This is a genomic window from Streptomyces sp. NPDC088197 (assembly GCF_044741185.1).
Classification (GTDB): Bacteria; Actinomycetota; Actinomycetes; order Streptomycetales; family Streptomycetaceae; genus Actinacidiphila.
This window is the reverse complement of record NZ_JBIUSD010000002.1, coordinates 739,421-757,991: the sequence shown is the minus strand read 5'-3', so window position 1 is coordinate 757,991 and position 18,571 is coordinate 739,421. Positions and strand designations below refer to the sequence as shown.

The window sequence follows — 18,571 nt, the reverse complement described above, 5'->3', positions numbered from 1 at the left end:
GAACGGCCGCACCCCCGTACGCCCCCGCGCGTGCGATCAGCGCCCCCGTACGATGGACCCCATGACTGCCGCTACGAGCCCCCGCCGCGTCCTCCTCGCCGCCCCCCGCGGGTACTGCGCGGGCGTGGACCGGGCCGTGATCACCGTCGAGAAGGCGCTGGAGCAGTACGGCGCCCCGGTCTACGTGCGCAAGCAGATCGTGCACAACAAATACGTGGTCCAGACGCTGGAGAAGAAGGGCGCGATCTTCGTCGACGAGACGGACGAGGTGCCCGAGAACGCCATCGTGATCTTCTCCGCGCACGGCGTGGCCCCCGTCGTCCACGAGGAGGCCGCCCAGCGCAGCCTCGCCTCGATCGACGCGACCTGCCCGCTGGTGACCAAGGTCCACAAGGAAGCCGTCCGCTACTCCAAGGACGACTACGACATCCTGCTGATCGGCCACGACGGCCACGAAGAGGTCGTCGGCACGATGGGCGAGGCGCCCGACCACATGCACCTGGTCGACGGCCCCGCCGATGCCGCCAAGGTCACGGTCCGCGACGAGTCCAAGGTCGTCTGGCTCTCCCAGACCACCCTGTCGGTGGACGAGACGATGGAAACCGTGGACGCGCTCAAGGAGCGCTTCCCCAACCTGCTCTCGCCGCCCAGCGACGACATCTGCTACGCCACGCAGAACCGCCAGGTCGCGGTCAAGCAGATCGCCGCCGACGCCGACCTGCTGATCGTGGTCGGCTCGCGCAACTCCTCCAACTCCATCCGGCTGGTCGAGGTCGCCCTCCAGTCCGGCGCCGGCGCGTCGTACCTGGTCGACTTCGCCGAGGAGTGCGACGAGGCGTGGCTGGACGGCGTCACCACCGTCGGCGTCACCTCCGGCGCGTCCGTCCCGGAGATCCTGGTCGACGGCGTCCTGGACTGGCTGGCCGAGCGCGGCTACGCCGATGTGCAGGTGGTGACCTCCGCCGAGGAGTCCATCCAGTTCTCGCTGCCCAAGGAACTGCGCCGCGATCTGCGTGCCGAGGCCGCCGCCGGGGAATCCGCCAAGAGGTGACTTTTTCCCGTCACCTCTAACCTGGGGGCCATGAATATGTTCGGTGTGGACATCGGTGGTACGGGAATCAAGGGCGCTCCGGTCGATCTGGACCAGGGCGCCCTGTCGGACGATCGCTACAAGATCGACACCCCTCAGCCCGCGACTCCGGAGTCGGTGATCGACGGGGTGCACCAGGTCATCGAGCACTTCGGCTGGTCGGGCCCGGTCGGCGTGACCTTCCCCGGGGTGGTGGTGGACGGCACCACCCGTACGGCGGCCAACGTGGACGGCGGCTGGGTCGGCCTGGACGCGCGCGGGATGCTCGGCGACCGCCTCGGCCTGCCCGTGGTGGTGCTCAACGACGCGGACGCGGCGGGTGTCGCGGAGATGACGTTCGGCGCGGGCCGCGGCCGGGGCGGCACGGTCATCATGCTGACGCTGGGCACCGGCATCGGCAGCGCCCTGTTCGTGGACGGCAATCTGGTGCCCAACACGGAACTGGGCCACCTGGAGCTGCACGGGCACGACGCGGAGAAGAAGGCGTCGGTCAAGGCCCGCGAGGACGAGGACCTGAGCTGGGAGCACTGGGCGCACCGGCTCCAGAAGTACCTGGCGCACGTGGAGATGCTCTTCTCGCCCGACCTGTTCGTGATCGGCGGCGGCGTCAGCCGCAAGTCGGAGAAGTTCCTGCCCCTGGTGAAGGGGATCAGCGCCGAGATCGTTCCCGCTGAACTGCAGAACAACGCGGGGATCGTCGGCGCCGCGATGGCAGCCGCAAAGCTCTGATCCCGACGATCGCGGCGGCCAGCACCGTCCCGGCGTAGAGCCAGCCGGTCATCAGCGCCAGCCCGGTGAAGACGCCGAGCAGATGACCGGCCAGGCCGCCGCCCCCGCTGTCGGCGGTCAGCGCGATGCCCACGGCGAAGGCGATCGGCGCCGCCACCGGGGCCGCCACCAGGTCGTACGGGCGTACGTACACCGCCGCCGCCACGGACACCGCGACGAAGACCAGGCCGAAGAAGACGCCGGGGCCGTCGAAGAGCAGGACGTCGATCCCGCCGCCCGCGACCGTCACGGCGGTGGTCAGCAGCCCGGTGCCGAGGCCGGTCAGCCGTGGCCTGGGCCGCTGGGCGGTACGCAGCCGGTGGACGGTCTGCCGTACCGCGGTGGCCATGACGGCCTGCCGGGGGCGCGGGGCGCGGTACACCCCGACTGTGGCCTCTCCGCCGGGTCCCGGAGCGGCACCTGAACGCGCACTGTGTTGGTCCACCTACTTACAGTAGGCACGGCAGTCGGGTGATCGCACGGCGGGACACGCGCTTTGCCCCTCCGGGGCGGGGCGGGGCTTTTTGGCGCGCGCGTCCTCGGAGCGGTCCCCGTACCGGGTGCGGTGACGTCCTCGGGCCGGTGTTCGACGGGCGGCCGGGCGGTACGGCGGCGGCCCGTAGACTGGTGGCCGTCCGAACACCCACCAGCCCACCGCTCCGGGAAGTCTCCACGTGTCGCTCTCCATCGGAATCGTCGGTCTGCCGAATGTCGGCAAGTCGACGCTCTTCAACGCCCTGACCAAGAACGACGTGCTGGCGGCCAACTACCCGTTCGCCACGATCGAGCCGAACGTCGGAGTCGTGGGCGTCCCCGACGCCCGCCTCGGCACGCTCGCGGAGATCTTCGGGTCGGCGCGGGTGCTGCCCGCCACCGTCGACTTCGTGGACATCGCGGGCATCGTCCGCGGCGCCTCCGAGGGCGAGGGCCTGGGCAACAAATTCCTCGCGAACATCCGCGAGTCCGACGCGATCTGCCAGGTCATCCGGGCCTTCAAGGACGACAACGTGGTGCACGTCGACGGCCGCGTCTCGCCCAAGGACGACATCGAGACGATCAACACCGAGCTGATCCTCGCCGACCTCCAGTCCGTCGAGAAGGCGATCCCGCGCCTCACCAAGGAGGCCCGCCTCCAGAAGGAGAAGGCCGCGGTCCTCGCCGCCGCCGAGGCCGCCCAGGAGATCCTGGCCGCGGGTGACACCCTCTTCTCGCGCGGCATCACCAAGGGCACCGAGCAGGGCACCCTCCTCCACGAGCTGCACCTGCTCACCACCAAGCCGTTCCTCTACGTCTTCAACGTCGACGAGGACGAGCTGGCCGACGAGGACTTCAAGAACGAGCAGCGCGCCCTCGTGGCCCCCGCCGAGGCGATCTTCCTCGACGCCAAGCTCGAGTCCGACCTCGTCGAGCTCGACGACGCCGAAGCCCTCGAACTCCTCCAGTCCGTCGGCCAGGAGGAGCCCGGCCTCGCCACCCTCGCCCGCGTCGGCTTCGAGACCCTCGGCCTCCAGACCTACCTCACCGCCGGCCCCAAGGAATCCCGCGCCTGGACCATCAAGCGCGGCGCCACCGCTCCCGAGGCCGCCGGCGTCATCCACACCGACTTCCAAAAGGGCTTCATCAAAGCCGAGGTCATCTCCTTCGCCGACCTCGTCTCCACCGGCTCCGTGGCCGAAGCCCGCGCCAAGGGCAAAGCCCGCATGGAGGGCAAGGAATACGTGATGCAGGACGGCGACGTGGTCGAATTCCGCTTTAACGTGTAGCCGCTTGCGCGGAGGGCCGTCTGAACTGCGGCGGAGGAGGTGCGCGGCCTCAGGGCCCGCACCGAATCCGCAGGAGCACCGACATCTCGTCCTCCTTCTCAGTAGGCGATACGCCAACCAGCAGGCGTAGCCAATCGCCACTGAGGCAAGCGGAGGTACCCACTCGGGAGAACGCGGCCACGCCGCCCGTATGACCGCCATGGACACCATGCAGCAGGTGAACCCGATGAAATTCAGAGGTTCATTCACCCTCCACCCCAACCAGCGGCGCGCCTGGCAAAAGTCTTTTGGCCACCTTGGTTCCCCAGTCGCGGCGCAGAGGGCTCCAGCGGCCCGGGGCGGCGCGTTGCAGCGCGGCATCCGGGACGTCCTCGCGCACCGCGTGCCCTTCGCCTGCAACGGCTCGGCTGAGGCCGAAAAGGTTATCCCCTCCCGCCTCCCGTAGGCCGCTTGTGCTGTCGGGCCGGCTGAGCATCACCGCATGGCGGCCGTAGCGGCGCGGAAAACCGGTGGGGCGATCGCCGCTGTCATGCGACGATGCGGCTGTTTTGCAGGGGGGAGGACGGTTGTTCGTTTTCGCGTGTGCGGGATGTGGCGGTGAGCTGACCGCGCCGGTGTCGCAGGTCGAGCTGCCGGTCCACGCGTATCAGAAGTCCGGGAACGCGGTGCAGCTCCCGGTGCTCATGGCGCAGGGCACGTTCGCGGTGGACCCGGAGCCCAGCGGGCAGCCGTGGCGGGGGTGGGAGGAGATCGATCCGGACGAGGCGGCGGCCCGGGGCGTCTACGCGCCGGTCACCGAGCTGTCCTACGGGGTACCCGGCGCGGTCGTCATCGCACCCGGAGACGTCCGCGGCACCCTGCTGGTCCCGGAGAAGAACGGGAGCGCCTGCTGCGGCCTCGCCGGGGGCGACGGGCCCAACATGGTGTGCGAGGTGTGCGGCCTGCCCGTGGCGATCCGGATCGACGACTGCTCGCTCTGGCAGGCGGTGTGGCTCGCTCCGGACGCTGTGCGGCGGGTGCGCGTCGACGGCAAGGACGCCGTACCGCTGTCCTGGGGGGAACTGGCGGCGCACGGGCGGAGTACGCCGCCGGTCGTACCGATCACCGGGTGGGGATCATCGAGTGGGCTGTATCACCGGTGGTCGTGGAACCCCCAGTGGGAGGCGGCGGCCGGCCGTGCACTCGCCCACCTGCTGGTGGCCTCGGGCGGTCGCACCGTGGCACTCCCGAACGGCCTGGCCAGGGACGTGTTCCAACGTGCCCTCGACACACTGCTTCCCGCAGGCCCGGCTGCCCTGCGCGCCGACTTCGCGGGACCGGGACTGTCCGGCGCGGACGCCGACATCCTCTTCGTCCCCACCCACCCGCAGACGGGGGAGATCTGGAGCCCGGACGCCTCCGCTCAGTGCGTGCCCCTGCCGTTCGGCGTCTGGCTCTCCCTGGCCCTTCCCGAACCGGCCCCCCTGCCCCTCATCGCGTCCGGCGTCCTGCCCGACGGTGTCCTGCGCGACGAACCGCTCGCGCCCCACCCCGGCACGCCCTTCCGGATCGACCAGAACGCTTTCGAGTACGCCCTCGTCCGGCTGCCGGCCGTCCGCAGCCCGTGGCTGCGCCGGATCCTCGACCACCTCACCCGGCCGGTGCGGGCCCGTCTCTTCTGACCAGGCTCGCCGATCGGGAAGCCGGCGGGCGGATTTCGCCAGAAGGGCAGCACGGCGATGAGCGTGAAGGCATCGGTGTCCCCGCACGGGAAGTACGTGTCCCCGGCACCGGGCCGAGTCCGGTGGGAGCCGGTCAGGTCCCTTGGTCTGATCCTGGCCGCTCGCCTGACAACAGCCCTTGCGAAACCGTACAGTTGAGGCTGTATCAGCTCACGGGGCACGACCTTGGGGCGCAGGGGGGAAACGTGGTGGGTTCGGTGTCGGAAGCCTGGTTAACGTCCTGGTTAGAGTTCAGGCGTACCCGCTGAGATGGACATGGTCGGGGAGATCGGCGCGTGGCCTGCCCTGCGAGGCAGAGGCCAGGGCGGCTTCGAGGGCGGGAGTGCCTCCCAGGCTGATCACCAAGGGGGCAATCCGCATACGGAGCAGCGCGCCACCGTGGTTCCGCAGGAGGCACAGGACGCCATCGTCCGCGTGCTTCCCGAGAAGCCGCTGACCAACCTTCCCCGCACGGCGATACGCGAGTTGGTCGGACGCGGTCGAGAACTCGCCGCGATACGAGAGGCGTTGACCGAAGGCGTCGGTGTCGTCTGCCAGGCGGACACACTGCGCGCGCTCGGAGGTGTCGGCAAGACCTCGCTCGCGCTGGACTACGCCAGGAGCTCCGGCGCGGACTACCGGGTGATCTGGTGGGTGTCGGCCGAGTCCGAGGAACAGATCGACGCGGCCTTCGGGGACTTGGCCGGATTCCTGCACCCGTCGTGGGCGCTGACCGCCGAGCCCAAGGTCCGTACGGAGTGGGCGCTGAGGTGGCTGTGCCACCACCACGACCGTTGGCTGGTGGTCTACGACAACGCGGAGAACCCCGTGGACCTCAACCCTCGGATCAGCCGCCTGCTCGGGCACGGGCATCAACTGGTCACCACCCGCAGGGCCTCCGGGTGGCACTCCGCGGCGCGGGCGATCCGCCTCGACGTCCTCGACCCGGATTCGGCGGCCGAACTGCTCTGCCAGGGCGCTCTTCCGTACGGCGGCGCGGGCAGCGCGGAACGGAACCAGGCGCGGCTGCTCGCCGCCGACCTGGGACGGCTGCCGCTGGCCCTCGCGCAGGTGGGGGCATATCTGCACCAGACCGGGCTGGGGTTCGCGGAGTACCGCACGCGGCTCGGACAGACGCCCGATGCCCTGTGGGAAGCGGGCGCCGTGGACGAGCCCGCGGCCGACATCATCCGCCGGATCTGGCGGATGAGCCTCCCGGCGATCCGTCGCAAGCGGGAGTTCGCGGTCGACCTGCTGAAACTGCTGGCCTGGTACGGGCCGGAGCCGCTGTCCACCGACATGCTGCGGTCGCTCGAAGACGAAGGACACGACGTACGCGAAGCGCTGAACGTGCTCTCCGCCTACGCTCTGGTGACCCCGGGGGACGGCACCATCACCGTGCACCGCCTGCTGCGTACGATGCTGCGCGCCGAATCCGACGGCGCCGTTCACCGCGCCCGCGCGAAGCACGTCCTGGCCCGGAGCATCGCCGAAGCCGCCCGAATCGAAGCGGCCCGAATCGAAGCCGCGACCGAAGCCCCGCAAGACCTCCCCACCCCAGTTCAAGAAGACGACAGCCGCCTCTGGGCTGCCAACCTCCCTCACATCCAGGCCCTCGCGTCCACTGAACCCTCGGACGAACCGACCCTGGAGGTCATCGCCCTCTACCGCCGCGCCGTACATGTACTCGTCGCACGCGAGCACCGCGTCCTCGCGCTGCCGCTGCTGACGGCCGTGGTCGACGGCCAGACCCGCCTGCTGGGCGCCGAGGCGGCCGAAACGCTGGACAGCAAAGACGACTTGGCGGTGACCCACAGCAAGGTCGGCGACCCCGAGGAGGGCGTACGGCTGCGCCGAGAGGTGTGGGAGGCGCGGTCACGGCGGCAAGGGCCGCTCCACGCGGCCACGTTGGCCTCGCGCGACGGACTGGCGTACGCCTATCGCAAGGCGGGCGACACGCTGCGCGCGGTCGAGGAGTACGCCGTGGTCACCCTCCAGCGGACCGAAGAGCTCGGGGAGGACGACCCCGCCACGCTGTCGAGCCGTAACGCCCTCGCCTACGCGCGCCAGCGCGCCGGTCTGTACACCGAGGCGGTCCGCGACTTCGAGGCCGTGGTCAGGGACCGCACCCGGGTCCTCGGCGACAGCCACCCGGACACTCTCGCCAGCCGCAACAACCTCGCGTACGCCCACCTCCAGGCGGGCCACCACGACACCGCGCTGTCGACGTACGCCCAAGCGGTCGCCGACCGTCGGCGCGTCCTCGGCATCCACCACCCGGACACGCTGACCAGCAGAGGGTGGCTGGCCGACGCCTACGCGGCGGCGGGTGACGACGTCAAGGCGCTCGAACTGTGGACGGAGGTGGCCGGCGACCGGGCCGCCACGCAGGGCGCGGACCACCCCGACACGCTGCAGAGCCGCAGCGACCTGCTGTACGCCCTGGTCGAGGCGTACGGCGCGCACGCGGCGAAGGCAGACGCCGAGAAGCTGGTGACCGACTGCGTCAGAGTGCTGGGGCCCGACCACCCCGACGCCCTCGAAGCGGTGGACGATCTCGCCTACGTCCACTCGACGGCGCGCGACTACCCGAGGGCCGTGGAGCTCTACAGGGAACTCGTCGAGAAGTTCGCCCGGGTCAGGGGCGAGAACCATACGCGGACGCTCCAGGCCCGAAGGTCGCTGGCGAACACCAGGAACCTGGCGGGGGACAGCCGGCAGGCGGTCCGAGATCTGGAACGGCTCGTCGCGGACGAGACCCGGATCAGAAGCGGGGACCACCTCGCGACCCTGCTCACGCGGCTCTGGCTGTCGCGTGCGTACTGCGATGTCGGTGACTTCCGCACCGCCGTCGAGACCGGCACCGCGCTGGTGGCCGACCACAAGCGGGTGCTCGGGCCGCGCCACCCCAACTCCTTCGCCAGCCGCGCGAACCTCGCCTATCTGCACAGCCTCTCAGGGGATCACCGCCAAGCCGTAGCCGAGTACGAGCAGTTGGTCTCCGATGAGACAGCGGTTCTCGGAGCACATCACCGCGATGTCCTTCTGTCCCGCTCCTCGCTCGGCTTCGCCCGCAGCGCGGCACGGGACTACGCGGGTGCCGCCGCGGACTTCGAGGCGCTTGCCGAGGAACAGGCCCGCACGCTCGGCCCCGACCACCCCGATGCCCTCAGCGCCAAAGAAGCCCTGCGCGACAGCCGCAGAGCCGCGAAGGACCACACCGAAGCGGTGCGCCTGGCAACGGAGTTGGTCGAGACGTGGACTCGCCTTCGACCGGCCGACCACCCTAAGGCACTGTCCGCGCGGGCCTCGCTCGGCTACGCGCTGTGGGTGGCGGGGGACTGGGCACAGGCGACCACGGTCTTCGAGGAACTGACGGCCGCACGCACCCGAGTCCTGGGACCGGACCACGTCGACACCCTCCGGGCGGCCGAAGGTCTGGCCCTCACCCGCAAGCTCCTCGGCGACCACGAGCGGGCGATCCCCGCTTTCGAGGCCCTGCTCGCCGACCGGATACGGGTCCAGGGCGAGCAGCACCCGTCAGTCCTTGGCACCCGTGAGAATCTGGCCGAGTCCTGCCGCGCCGCCGGCTACCACCCGCGGGCGATCGAGCTCTACGAACAGTCGATCCGCATACGTACGCGGGCCGACGGCGTCGACGACCCCGAGGTGCTGGACGCGCGCAGGAGCCTCGCCGTCGTCCGTCGCGACGCGGGCGACCTCAGAAGGGCTCTCGCCGATTTGGAGGCCCTGCTCGCCGACCGGATACGCGTCCAGGGGCCCGACCACCTGGCGACACTGGCCGCCAGGGAGGACGTGGCCTCGACGCTGCGGATCGCAGAGGACTACTCCAGGTCCCTGGCCTGTTACGAGGACGCGGTGGCCGCTCGCCTCCGCGTCCAGGGACCCGACCACGGCGAGACCCTCAACGCCCGTATGTGGTGGGCCTTCACCCACCTGTTCGCGCAGAACTACGAGCAGGCGAAGGAGCAGTGCGAAAGCCTGCTGGCGGACCGGACGCGACTTCAGGGCGCGGAGCACGTCGACACCCTGGAGGCCCGTGAGGACATGGCGCGTGTCCTGCGCTGGTCAGCAGAACACCGGTCGGCCGTCGAGTGGGACACCCGACTGGTCGAGGACCGCACACGCATCCAGGGCCCCGACCACCACGCGACGCTCGTCGCGCGCAAGCACCTCGCGTACGATCACCAGGCGGCGCTCGACTACCGCCGCGCGATCGTCGACGTCAGAGCGCTGCTGATGGACTATCAGCGAGTCCTCGGCCCCGACCACTCCGAAGTCCTCGGCATGCGCTACCACTTGTCCGGAGCCCTGTGGGACGCGGGGGCTCACCACCAGGCGATCCGGGTGCTGGAAGCGCTGGTGGCGGACCGCACGCGGCTGTACGGCGACGGCCACGTCGGTACGTTCGGCGTCCGCGAGCGGATCGCCTTCGTGTACCAGGATGCGGGGGAGTACGCGATATCCGCGGAGCACCTGCGCCGGCTGATCGCCGACCGGGTCGCCGTGCAGGGCGAGCGGCACCAGGACGTCCTCGACAACCGGCGGAGCCTCGCCCGGGTGGACCGGCTGCGGGGCCGGTACGAGGAAGTGATCTCCGAACTGGGGGAGTTGATCAGGACCCTCACCGACATCAATGGCCCCGACCACGAGACCGTCCTCGGATGTCGCACGGATCTCGCCTTCGCCCACCGCGACAACGGCGACGTTGCCGAGGCGATCCGTCAACTGGCCGACATCGCCGAGGACTTCCGCCGCGTCCAAGGGCCGTCCCATCGGGCCACGCTGCGTGCCCTGAGCAGACTCGCGCTCGTTCACACGGAGACCGGTCTGCCCGACCGGGCCGTCGAGACCTGTGAGCGCCTGGTGGAAGAACGCCTTCGCAGGGTGGGCCCCGACCATCCGCTGGTGCTCAGCTCCCGCGCCGACCTGGCCTACGCGCTCCTCCAGGCGGGCGAGCCCGAGCGGGCGGTGGCCGCGTACGAGGAGCTCTTCGCGGACCGGGCACGCCTGTGGATACCGGGGCACCCCGAGAGCGTCAGGGAGCTGGGCCGCGCCCACCGGTCGTCGGACGAACGCGGTGACTTCGTCACCACCGTGGTCACCGCGGCGCACCGGCCGCGCGACGGATATCCCGCACTGGCCGAGAACGTGGCCCGGGCCCTTGGCGAGTCGGGCGACTGGGCCGCCGCCGTCGAACTGCTGGAAGGCGTCCGCGCCGGTCGCGAGGAGGTGTTCGGGCCCCACCACCCGGCCACCCTGGAAACCCGCGGCGAATTGGCCCTCGCCCGGGTCCAACGCGGCGACGAGGTACCGAGAAGCGAATTCGCCGACATCCTCCGCGCGTGGGAGAAGGTGCTCGGACGTGAGCATCCCGGACTGGCCGTGCTCCGCCGCCGCTTCGCTCGCGCCAGCCGCGACTGGGTGCCGAGGGTCAGAATCCTCACCGAGCCGCGCGTAGGCCGGACGGCTTCCATCGAATGGCGCCTGGAGCGTACGGGCGGCACGGACACCGAGGCCGAGGCGGACGAGCGCGATGCGGGCGAACACGATTCGGGCGATGCCGCGGCGACCGAGGATCTCGCGCCGACCCCGCCGACCCTGCTCCTCGTGCTCTCCGCCAAGACGCAGGCATACGTCAGTCCCGCGACGGCGGAGTACTCACCGGGATCCGAACCCCCGCGTTTCGACTTCACGGCGGTGGAGCCCGGAGTGCACCGCATCCGATTCACCGTGTACGACCGCGAATACGGGGTCGTACTCCAGGAGGTCGAGGCGAGCTTCGACGTTCCGGACGCTTCGTAGAGACGCCGCTCCACAGGTACAGGTACAGCAGGAAGAGACCGATGCCATTTCCTCAAGACGCCGATGTCGACGTACTGGACGATCCGTCGTGGCACTATTCCGTGCTACCGCCGCGTGCCGGTGAGCAGCGGCAGGGCGCGCCCGCGGCGACACCGCTGGACCTCGTGGTCTCGCTCCACCGCGAGCGGTCCGACGAGTTGCACATCACCGTCCTCGCGCCGAAGGAGCGGACGCCCAACGCGGGCATCCATTCGGCGCGCCTGTCGACCAGCGCCACCATGGCGGTCAACGCGGGTGCCCGACTGCGCTCGTTGTGGCGCGACCGGTTGATCAACTACGAGTCGCCCGACGAGGAGACGGCCCCGCTCGGCAGCTTTCCCCTGACGGAGGAGGCCGACCTCTCCCAGCTCACCCAAGTCGCCGGAGAACTCACCCGGTTCCTGGTCGGGGAGGGCCACGAACTCCTCGTGGACCTGCTCGACGGACCCGGCCACGAACTGACCGCGGTTCGGGACTTCCTGCTCGGGAAGCTCGGCGGCGCCGAGTCCCTGCGCGTCACGTTCCACTCCGACGTCCATCTGCCGTGGACGATGATGGCCACCGATCCCGAGCTGGAGGGCGACAGTTCGTGGAACGCGTTCCTCGGCCACCGGCACCAGGTGGAACAGACCGGCGAGAACCACGTGGCACCGCAGAACGAGTGGCAGCGGAAGGGCCCACGGCCCGTCACCCGGATCAACACCGACACCCTGCTGGAATCCGTCGGCCGGGCACGCGAGGTCCACAAGCTGCTCGACGAGCAGACCGAACTCACCGTGTGCACCCGGTCCGACGACTTCCTGCGGGATCTCGGCTCGCCCGTGCTGGACGACGAGGTCATCTATTTCTGGTGCCACGGGCACTTCGTGGCCAACGGTTCGTCCCAGCCCCACCTCGTGGTCAGGCTGTCCGACCAGGCCGACATCGACGCGTCCTTGCTGAGGCACAAACGGCGGCGCTACGAGCGGGGCGAGGGGCGCTTCACGCCGTTCATCCTGCTCAACGCCTGCCACACCGGGCAGGCGGCGGGCAGTACGGAACTGGAGCACCTCGGCAAGGCGTTCGTGGGCATGGGTGCGATCGGCGTGCTGGGACCCCAGATCGAAGTGCCGCAGCTCTTCGCCACCGAGTACGCGTACGCCTTCCTCGAGCTCTATCTGACCGGCGAACACACCGCGGGCGAGATCGCGTTGGCCTTGGTCCGCCGTTTCGCCACCGAGTTCCACAACCCGCTGGCCCTCGTCTACTCGCTGCACTGCGGCATCGACAGCAGCCTGAGGAAGGCGGCGTGATACAGACGAAGAAGCGCGGCCGGGGCGCGGGCCCCGACGTCGCCGTACGGGCGATCGACCTCGACGACCGCGGCAGGCTCCTGGTCCCCGGCACCAGTACGCCCGTGCCGACCAACCGCGTCGGCGAATACCTGGCCCAGAACCTGCGCATTCCGGAGCGCGCCACCGATATCTACGTGTACGCGCACGGGTGGCAGACGGCTCCCGAGGCGGCGTCGCGGTCCGCGGCGGCCCTCGTACGGCAGGCGATCACTCTGCGGGCGGCGCGCGGACGGATGTACCCCGGGTTCGGTGACGGCTACCGGCCCTGGGTCGTCGTCGTGCGCTGGCCCTCGTCCAGCCGTATCTCGCTCGGCGGATTCCTGGCGGTCCGGGACCGGGCGCACGCCATGAGCGCGGCCGGGACGGGCCACGCGCCCTATGTGCTCTCCCACCTCCTCGGCTACCTCGACACGCACAGGGCCGACCCCGCGGACCCCGCGGTGATGGCCAACCGGTACGGGCAGTACCTGCATCTCGTCGGGCACTCGTTGGGCGGCCGGTTCCTGTGCGAGGCCGTGCAATGGGCGACGGAACGGCCCGCGCGGCCACGCGTGCTCGGCTGGAGCGCCGCCGCCGATCCGCGGCGGCCCTTCACCGTCGACAGCATGCTGATCTTCCAGATGGCCGCGCCGCGCGACGCGTTCACCGACTCCTTCACCTCGCTGTTCCCTGCCCCCGGCCGGGCTGGCGCGCCCTTGCGGGGTCCGCTGGTCCTCACCCACTCCCGCTGGGACCGGGCGACGGGCTTCTGGCATCTACGGGCGGAAGGGGCGTCGGGGATCGGCCACTCGGGCGTCGGCAGGACGCCCGTACCGCAGTCCTCGATCCGGCTGCGGACGACGCGTACCGCGTACCGGCTGGACGATCTCGACCACCGCATCGTGAACGTGGACGCGGGATGGCTCTACCGGGGTGGTTGGGGGACCCGGCTGTCGCCCGCCGGGGCGCACTCGGACTTCCAGCATCCGGAGTCCTCGCATCTGCTGCTTTCGCTCGCTTCGCACTCGCGGTGACTCGGCCGGTGGGCCGGGGGACGGAGCGGATGGCGGGGAAGTGGAGTGGGCCGCGCGGGGGTTGAGGGCGGAGCTTCTGGCGGGGGACGAGGACGGGGTACGGGAGGTGCGCCCGCGGGGCGAGGCGGCGCCGGAGGGGGCGAAGGGGGACGCGCATTCGTGGGCGGCGCTGGTGATCACGCTGGCGGCGTCGGGGGGAGTGCTGACGACGTTGATCACGGCGGTCAGCGGCTGGCTGGCGCGGCAACGGCCGGACACGACGGTCGTGTGGGAGGTCGGCGGGGACCGCATCACGCTGCCGGGGGCGACCGGGGCCGAACGGGCGCGGCTGATCGGAATCCTGGCCGCACGGCACGACGACGCGTAGCCACGACGACGCGTCGTCAGGAAAGCGGGCGGGAGCGCCAACGCGCAGCCCGGCCAGGGGCGTTCAGGCGGCAGAGCCCGCGCGCTTGAGGCGCAGTGCGGAGACGAGGAAGAAGACCCCGCCGAGGAAGGCGTAACCCGCGAGATTACGCAGGGAGGGATCGTCCTTGCCCGCCTGGGCCACGACGTCAGGGCCTCATGCGGGCCTCAATGGGGCTTCCGCTCTTGGCGGTTCGGCGGTGAGGCCCCTGAAGGTGGTGCGGCCCCACTGGGAGGCGCAGTCGACTGATATGCCGTCAGGCGCCAACCGCTCGTTGAGCCGTACGATCCGGGCCTGCAAGGCGCGGCGGGTCATCGGCTCGTCGGCCGCGCCGAGCAGGAGGCACAGGTCGTGGCAGCACCAGGGGTGCGCGGTGGTGCGGAGGATGTCGAACAGGACCTGCTGGGTGCCGCGATGGGGGCGCGGCGATCCGTGGCGCGGTGCGTCCGGCGGCCGGCGGGGCGAGGACCTGGTGTCGAGCCAGCGCCGTTCGGCGAGGATGCGGCCGGCCAGTTCACGGGGGTCCGTGTCCCGCGGGATGACGTTGGCGGCGCCGGCCAGCAGCAGATCAGCGGAGTCCGTACGGTCGGGCACCAGCACCACCACGGACGACAGGTGGCTGAGGGCGTGGACGCGCTGGCCCAGATCGCCGGTCCCGCGCGGGCTCGGGACGTCCAGCACGGTGAGGGGGGTCCCGGCCCTGCGCAGCAGCGTGCGGTAGGCGGATTCCGAGCCCCAGGGGTGGCACAGCGCGGGCAGAACGTGGTGGGTGCGCAGGGCGCGCAGCAGGGCCGGGGTCCGCTCGCGGTGCAGCGAGAGAACGACGCTCACGGGATACGTGAACTGCTCCTCGGCCGGGACGGAGCGAATTAACTTCTCGCCAAACAGGTCAATAGGCATGGCAATGCCGCTGACACGGACCTCTCCTGTGGACGGTCACGGGAGCCGGGGACGGCACTCGGGTGCGGGAGGCGGGGGACGGGACGCGATGTTACTGACGGCGATCCCCGATTCCCCGTGGCTGAGCACGGGTTGGTCACCGTCTGAGCACGATCGGGCCCCGTGCTGAGCGTGCGGAGGGGCAGGCGGGAGAAGGGCCGGAAGGCCGGCCGGGCCGTCGGTCGCGGTCGGCCGCCGTGCTCCCGGCCGGGTCATACGGTGGGCGGCCACGCGGCGTTGGCCGGTCCGACACCGTGGTGCCATTGGGGTCTGATATATCTGGATGCCTGAATGACCCAACCAATAGGGCCAATTATCGCTCCACAGGGATAGGCAGTACACCGGCCGCCGAGCAACGTCGTTCCGGTCGGCCGGGATTGGGCAGGGGAGGGCAGGTGGTGGAGTGTCTCCCACACGTCCGCGAGCGGTACGCGTCCGGTACGGCGCGAGGTGACGGACATCGTTGTCCCGTCGCTCCCGCGCTGACACCGCGCGGGCCGGTCTCTCGTGGCGCGAGATGAGGACGCATCCGCCCGGACCGCGGAGACCCGCCGGCGCACGCAGGCTCGCGTGACCGGCCGGGAACGACTCACCGAACGAGGACAGTGATGAGCCAGCAGGGCGCGGGACGGCCGGGGTCGCCGTCGCGCACGACGGCACGGTACGGGGACCACGGGGAGGGCCAGGCATGAGCCGTTGGGCCTCCCGCCTGTCCCGCAAGGGCGGCGGCGCGAGCGGTACGGGCGGCGCGAGCGGTACGGGCGGCGCGACCCGTACGAGCGCTAAGGCCGGTACGAGCCGCGGCGCCGGTGCGGCGGAGTCCGTCCCCGCCCCCCTCGTCGAGGACATCGACGGCGTCCTCCTGGTCCGCTCGGTGGACGACGACTCCTTCCCGATGGCCGTCCTGGCCGAAGTGGCCCACACCTTCGGCGCCGAGGCGGACATCGTCACCGTCATGGTCGGCTCGGAGGGCGCGGGGCAGGGCAACGGCGGCGGCCACTGGCCGCGCCTGGTCACCCTCCTGGACTCGCTGCGCGCGCAGGGCACCCGCCGCGTCCGCCTCGTCCTGTCCGGTGCGGGCGACGACCGGCAGGGCCGCCCCGGCACCGCCCGCAGGATCGCCGACGGTTGGGGCTTCGAGGTGTTCGCGCCGGACGGCGTCGTCCTCATCACGCCCGGCGGCAGCCTCTTCGTCCGGGGCGATGACCGTCCCGAGGGATGCTGGTGGCGCTTCGCGCCCGGCGAGGCGCCCCGGAAGCTGGGCCCCCGCGCGCCCGCACCGGCCTGGCAGGAGGCCGTCGGCCGCGTGCCCACGCGGACATCGGGCGGCTGCGTGGTCGAACAGATTCCGGCGGGCCTGGTGATCCGCCCCGCCGACGCGCCCGGGCCGCGCCCCGACGACCTGTGCTTCGCGGTGCCGCTCGACTCCGCGCACGCCGTCGTGCTGGTCGGCGCCCCGCACGCGGAGGACGTCGCCGCCGACGAGGTCGCCGCCGTCCTGTCCGCGCTTCCGGCGGAACACCGCGCCCGCGTGTGCCTCGCACCCGGCGGACAGGCCGACCTGCTGCGTCTGGCCCACACGGTCGCCGACACGCTGGACAGCCGGGTCGACGTCCTGACGGGCCTGCCGCTGCTCGCCGACCACGCGCCGCCCGGCGCCGTACCCCGCCCGACCCTGATCGGCCGTGACGGCGAACCGAGTTGGCAGCCGTACGTCACCGCCGTCGCGTGCCTCCCGACCGACGCGCGGGGCAGAACGCCCCTGCCCCGGCTGCTCGGCAGCCTCCCGCCCGACTGGCTCCCCGGCGGCACAGAACCGGGCACCGTACGGCTCACGGACGGCTGGCAGGCGACGGTGACGCGCTCCGGCCTCGCCCTGTGGGCCCAGGGCACGCCCCGCCCCCCGCTCGTGGGAACCGCCGTCGACCCCGAGACCTGCGCCATCGAACTCGGCGCGCCCGGACAGCGGTTGGACGCCTCCCTGCTCACCGCGCTGGCCCGCCTGCTCACCGGCCTCGGCGCCACGGCCCGCGCCAGGACCACCCTCCTCGTGCGAGGACGGCTCACCAGCGGCGAGGCCGAACTGCGCCGCCTCGCGGCGGAACACGGCGTACGCGGCATCCGCTACGTCACCGCCGCCCGCCCGGCCCCGCCCCCCTGGCAGGCCCCGCCCCGCCCGAACCAGGACCGTCCGGGACCTGACCGCCCGGGACCGGACCGCCCGAACCAGGACCGCCCGAACCAGGACCGTCCGAACCAGGACCGCCCGGGACCGGACCGCCCGGCACCGGCAGCGTCCCCGGGCCCGCCCGCGCCCGTGGCCGTACCGCCCGACGCTCCCCGCGAACGACCGCCCGCTGTGCGGGAGTTGACCGGTACGGCACCGGCACCGGCGCCGGGTGCGGAGCCCGTACGCCGTCCGGCCGCCGCGAGCGTGCCCACCGACAGCGCGTCCCCGGCCGGGGACAGCGGCGCCGACGGAACGCTCGTCCGCACGCCGACGACGGAGACGGATGTCGCCGCGCGCGACCGTTCCGCGCCGGGCGCTCCGGGGGAGCGGGGCGGTGAACGGCCCGACGGTACGGCCGAGGCGGGCCGTACGGTCGCCCCCGGCCCCCGCACGAACAGCCGGGGGCCCGGTCCGACGCGGTCGGCACCCGCGATCACCGCGCCCCTGCGGGGCTCCGCACTCGTCCGCGCACTCGTCGTCTCACCTGGCCCCGCCTACGCCCCCGACCCCGCCTACGCCCCCGACCCCGCCTCCGCCCCCGACTCCGAGCCCGACCCCGCACCCGTCGCTCAGGTCGCTCAGCCCGAACGGCCCGAACGGCCCGAGCCACCGGCCCCGTTGGCCGTCAGGCGGGAGGAGCCCCGCCTCGTGCTGCCCGGACACGTCAGCACCGCCGCGCAACGGGCGGCGTTCCGCGAGCTGGTGGGGGACGGCTGGGAGGGGCACGCGGCAGCCGTGGACGGGCTGTTGGAGCGGAAGCTCGCGCTGCGCGGGGACGAGCGGGAGGCGGCGCGGCTCGATCTGGTCGCGGTGCGCGCGTATCTGTCGGCTGACGAAGGGCCGCTGCGCCAGCGGGAGTTGGCGCGGGGCCTGCGGGCGGGCGAGGCGCGGTCGCAGGCGTACGCCGGGTGCGTGGCGTCCGGGCTGCGGCGGCTGCCGTCGTACCGGGGCGTGGCCCTGCGCGGCGGCGCGGCGGGCGGTGCCGAGCCGAGGTTGGGCGCGCTGCTCCAGGACCCGGCGCCGATAGGGGCGTTGGCCCGGATTCCGGCGGCGGGCGGCACCGCCGTGCGCTACGCGATCTGGTCGACGACCGGCCGCGAGGTGGGTGATCTGGCGGCGGCGGACGGTGAGATCGTCTTCGCGCCGGGCACCGGATTCCGCGTGCTGGGGACGTGGACCGCACCCGCCGGGACCTCGGTCGTACTGCTGCGGGAACTGCCCGCGCACGCGACCACGTACATGGACGGAGCACGGGAGTTGAGCCCACGGGACCTCACCGCGCTCGCCGAACTGAAGGACGCGCTCGCCGGTGGTCCGCCCGCCGAGGAGGGCCGGAGGTGGCCCGAGCGCTGTGTCGGGCCCGTGGGCGGCAGCGGGTAGCCGCCCGCACCGCACATCCGGGCCGCACGCCCGGCACGCAGGGCAGGACACCGCGCCGCACGACCGACTGACCACCAGGCCGA

The 18,571-nt window shown here is 71.8% G+C and carries 11 protein-coding genes; 9 read left to right on the top strand and 2 right to left on the bottom strand.

What is annotated here, in order from left to right:
* The first annotated feature begins 52 nt into the window (after positions 1-52).
* Entirely contained in the window at positions 53-1,051 is a 999-nt protein-coding gene (locus ACIOC1_RS08005) for a 4-hydroxy-3-methylbut-2-enyl diphosphate reductase (protein ID WP_355347969.1), read from the top strand.
* A gap of 30 nt (positions 1,052-1,081) precedes the next feature.
* Positions 1,082-1,819 (top strand): polyphosphate--glucose phosphotransferase, encoded by a 738-nt coding sequence (gene ppgK, locus ACIOC1_RS08000; RefSeq protein WP_355347972.1) that lies wholly within the window; start codon positions 1,082-1,084, stop codon positions 1,817-1,819.
* Here ppgK and ACIOC1_RS07995 read toward each other — a convergent pair.
* Complete coding sequence (locus tag ACIOC1_RS07995; RefSeq protein ID WP_401852628.1) at positions 1,740-2,303, bottom strand: DUF6542 domain-containing protein; 564 nt, start codon at positions 2,301-2,303, stop codon at positions 1,740-1,742. The genes ppgK and ACIOC1_RS07995 overlap by 80 nt on opposite strands.
* A gap of 229 nt (positions 2,304-2,532) precedes the next feature.
* Here ACIOC1_RS07995 and ychF point away from each other — a divergent pair, with 229 nt between their 5' ends.
* The 6 genes from ychF to ACIOC1_RS07965 all read left to right on the top strand — a co-directional run bounded on the left by ychF (position 2,533) and on the right by ACIOC1_RS07965 (position 13,900).
* On the top strand, positions 2,533-3,621 hold the full coding sequence (ychF, locus tag ACIOC1_RS07990) for a redox-regulated ATPase YchF (RefSeq protein ID WP_355347978.1): 1,089 nt from the start codon (positions 2,533-2,535) through the stop codon (positions 3,619-3,621).
* A 566-nt stretch (positions 3,622-4,187) separates the two neighbouring features.
* Positions 4,188-5,282, top strand: coding sequence for a hypothetical protein (locus ACIOC1_RS07985; protein WP_401852625.1), 1,095 nt, complete (start codon positions 4,188-4,190; stop codon positions 5,280-5,282).
* Positions 5,283-5,720: 438 nt separating this feature from the next.
* The gene (locus ACIOC1_RS07980; protein WP_401852622.1) at positions 5,721-11,147 is read left to right on the top strand and encodes a tetratricopeptide repeat protein; all 5,427 of its coding nucleotides are present in this window, start codon (positions 5,721-5,723) and stop codon (positions 11,145-11,147) included.
* A 41-nt stretch (positions 11,148-11,188) separates the two neighbouring features.
* Positions 11,189-12,478, top strand: a complete 1,290-nt coding sequence (locus ACIOC1_RS07975) for a CHAT domain-containing protein (RefSeq protein ID WP_401852619.1) — start codon at positions 11,189-11,191, stop codon at positions 12,476-12,478.
* On the top strand, positions 12,475-13,533 hold the full coding sequence (locus ACIOC1_RS07970; protein ID WP_401852617.1) for a hypothetical protein: 1,059 nt from the start codon (positions 12,475-12,477) through the stop codon (positions 13,531-13,533). The genes ACIOC1_RS07975 and ACIOC1_RS07970 overlap by 4 nt, the downstream gene beginning before the upstream one ends.
* Positions 13,534-13,573: 40 nt before the next feature.
* Positions 13,574-13,900, top strand: a complete 327-nt coding sequence (locus ACIOC1_RS07965; protein WP_401852615.1) for a hypothetical protein — start codon at positions 13,574-13,576, stop codon at positions 13,898-13,900.
* 195 nt (positions 13,901-14,095) lie between these two features.
* Here the strand turns inward: ACIOC1_RS07965 and ACIOC1_RS07960 are convergent, their stop codons facing one another.
* Positions 14,096-14,839 (bottom strand): hypothetical protein, encoded by a 744-nt coding sequence (locus ACIOC1_RS07960; RefSeq protein ID WP_401852612.1) that lies wholly within the window; start codon positions 14,837-14,839, stop codon positions 14,096-14,098.
* A 727-nt stretch (positions 14,840-15,566) separates the two neighbouring features.
* Between ACIOC1_RS07960 and ACIOC1_RS07955 the strand changes: the two genes are divergently transcribed.
* Complete coding sequence (locus ACIOC1_RS07955; RefSeq protein ID WP_401852610.1) at positions 15,567-18,488, top strand: hypothetical protein; 2,922 nt, start codon at positions 15,567-15,569, stop codon at positions 18,486-18,488.
* Positions 18,489-18,571: the final 83 nt, after the last annotated feature.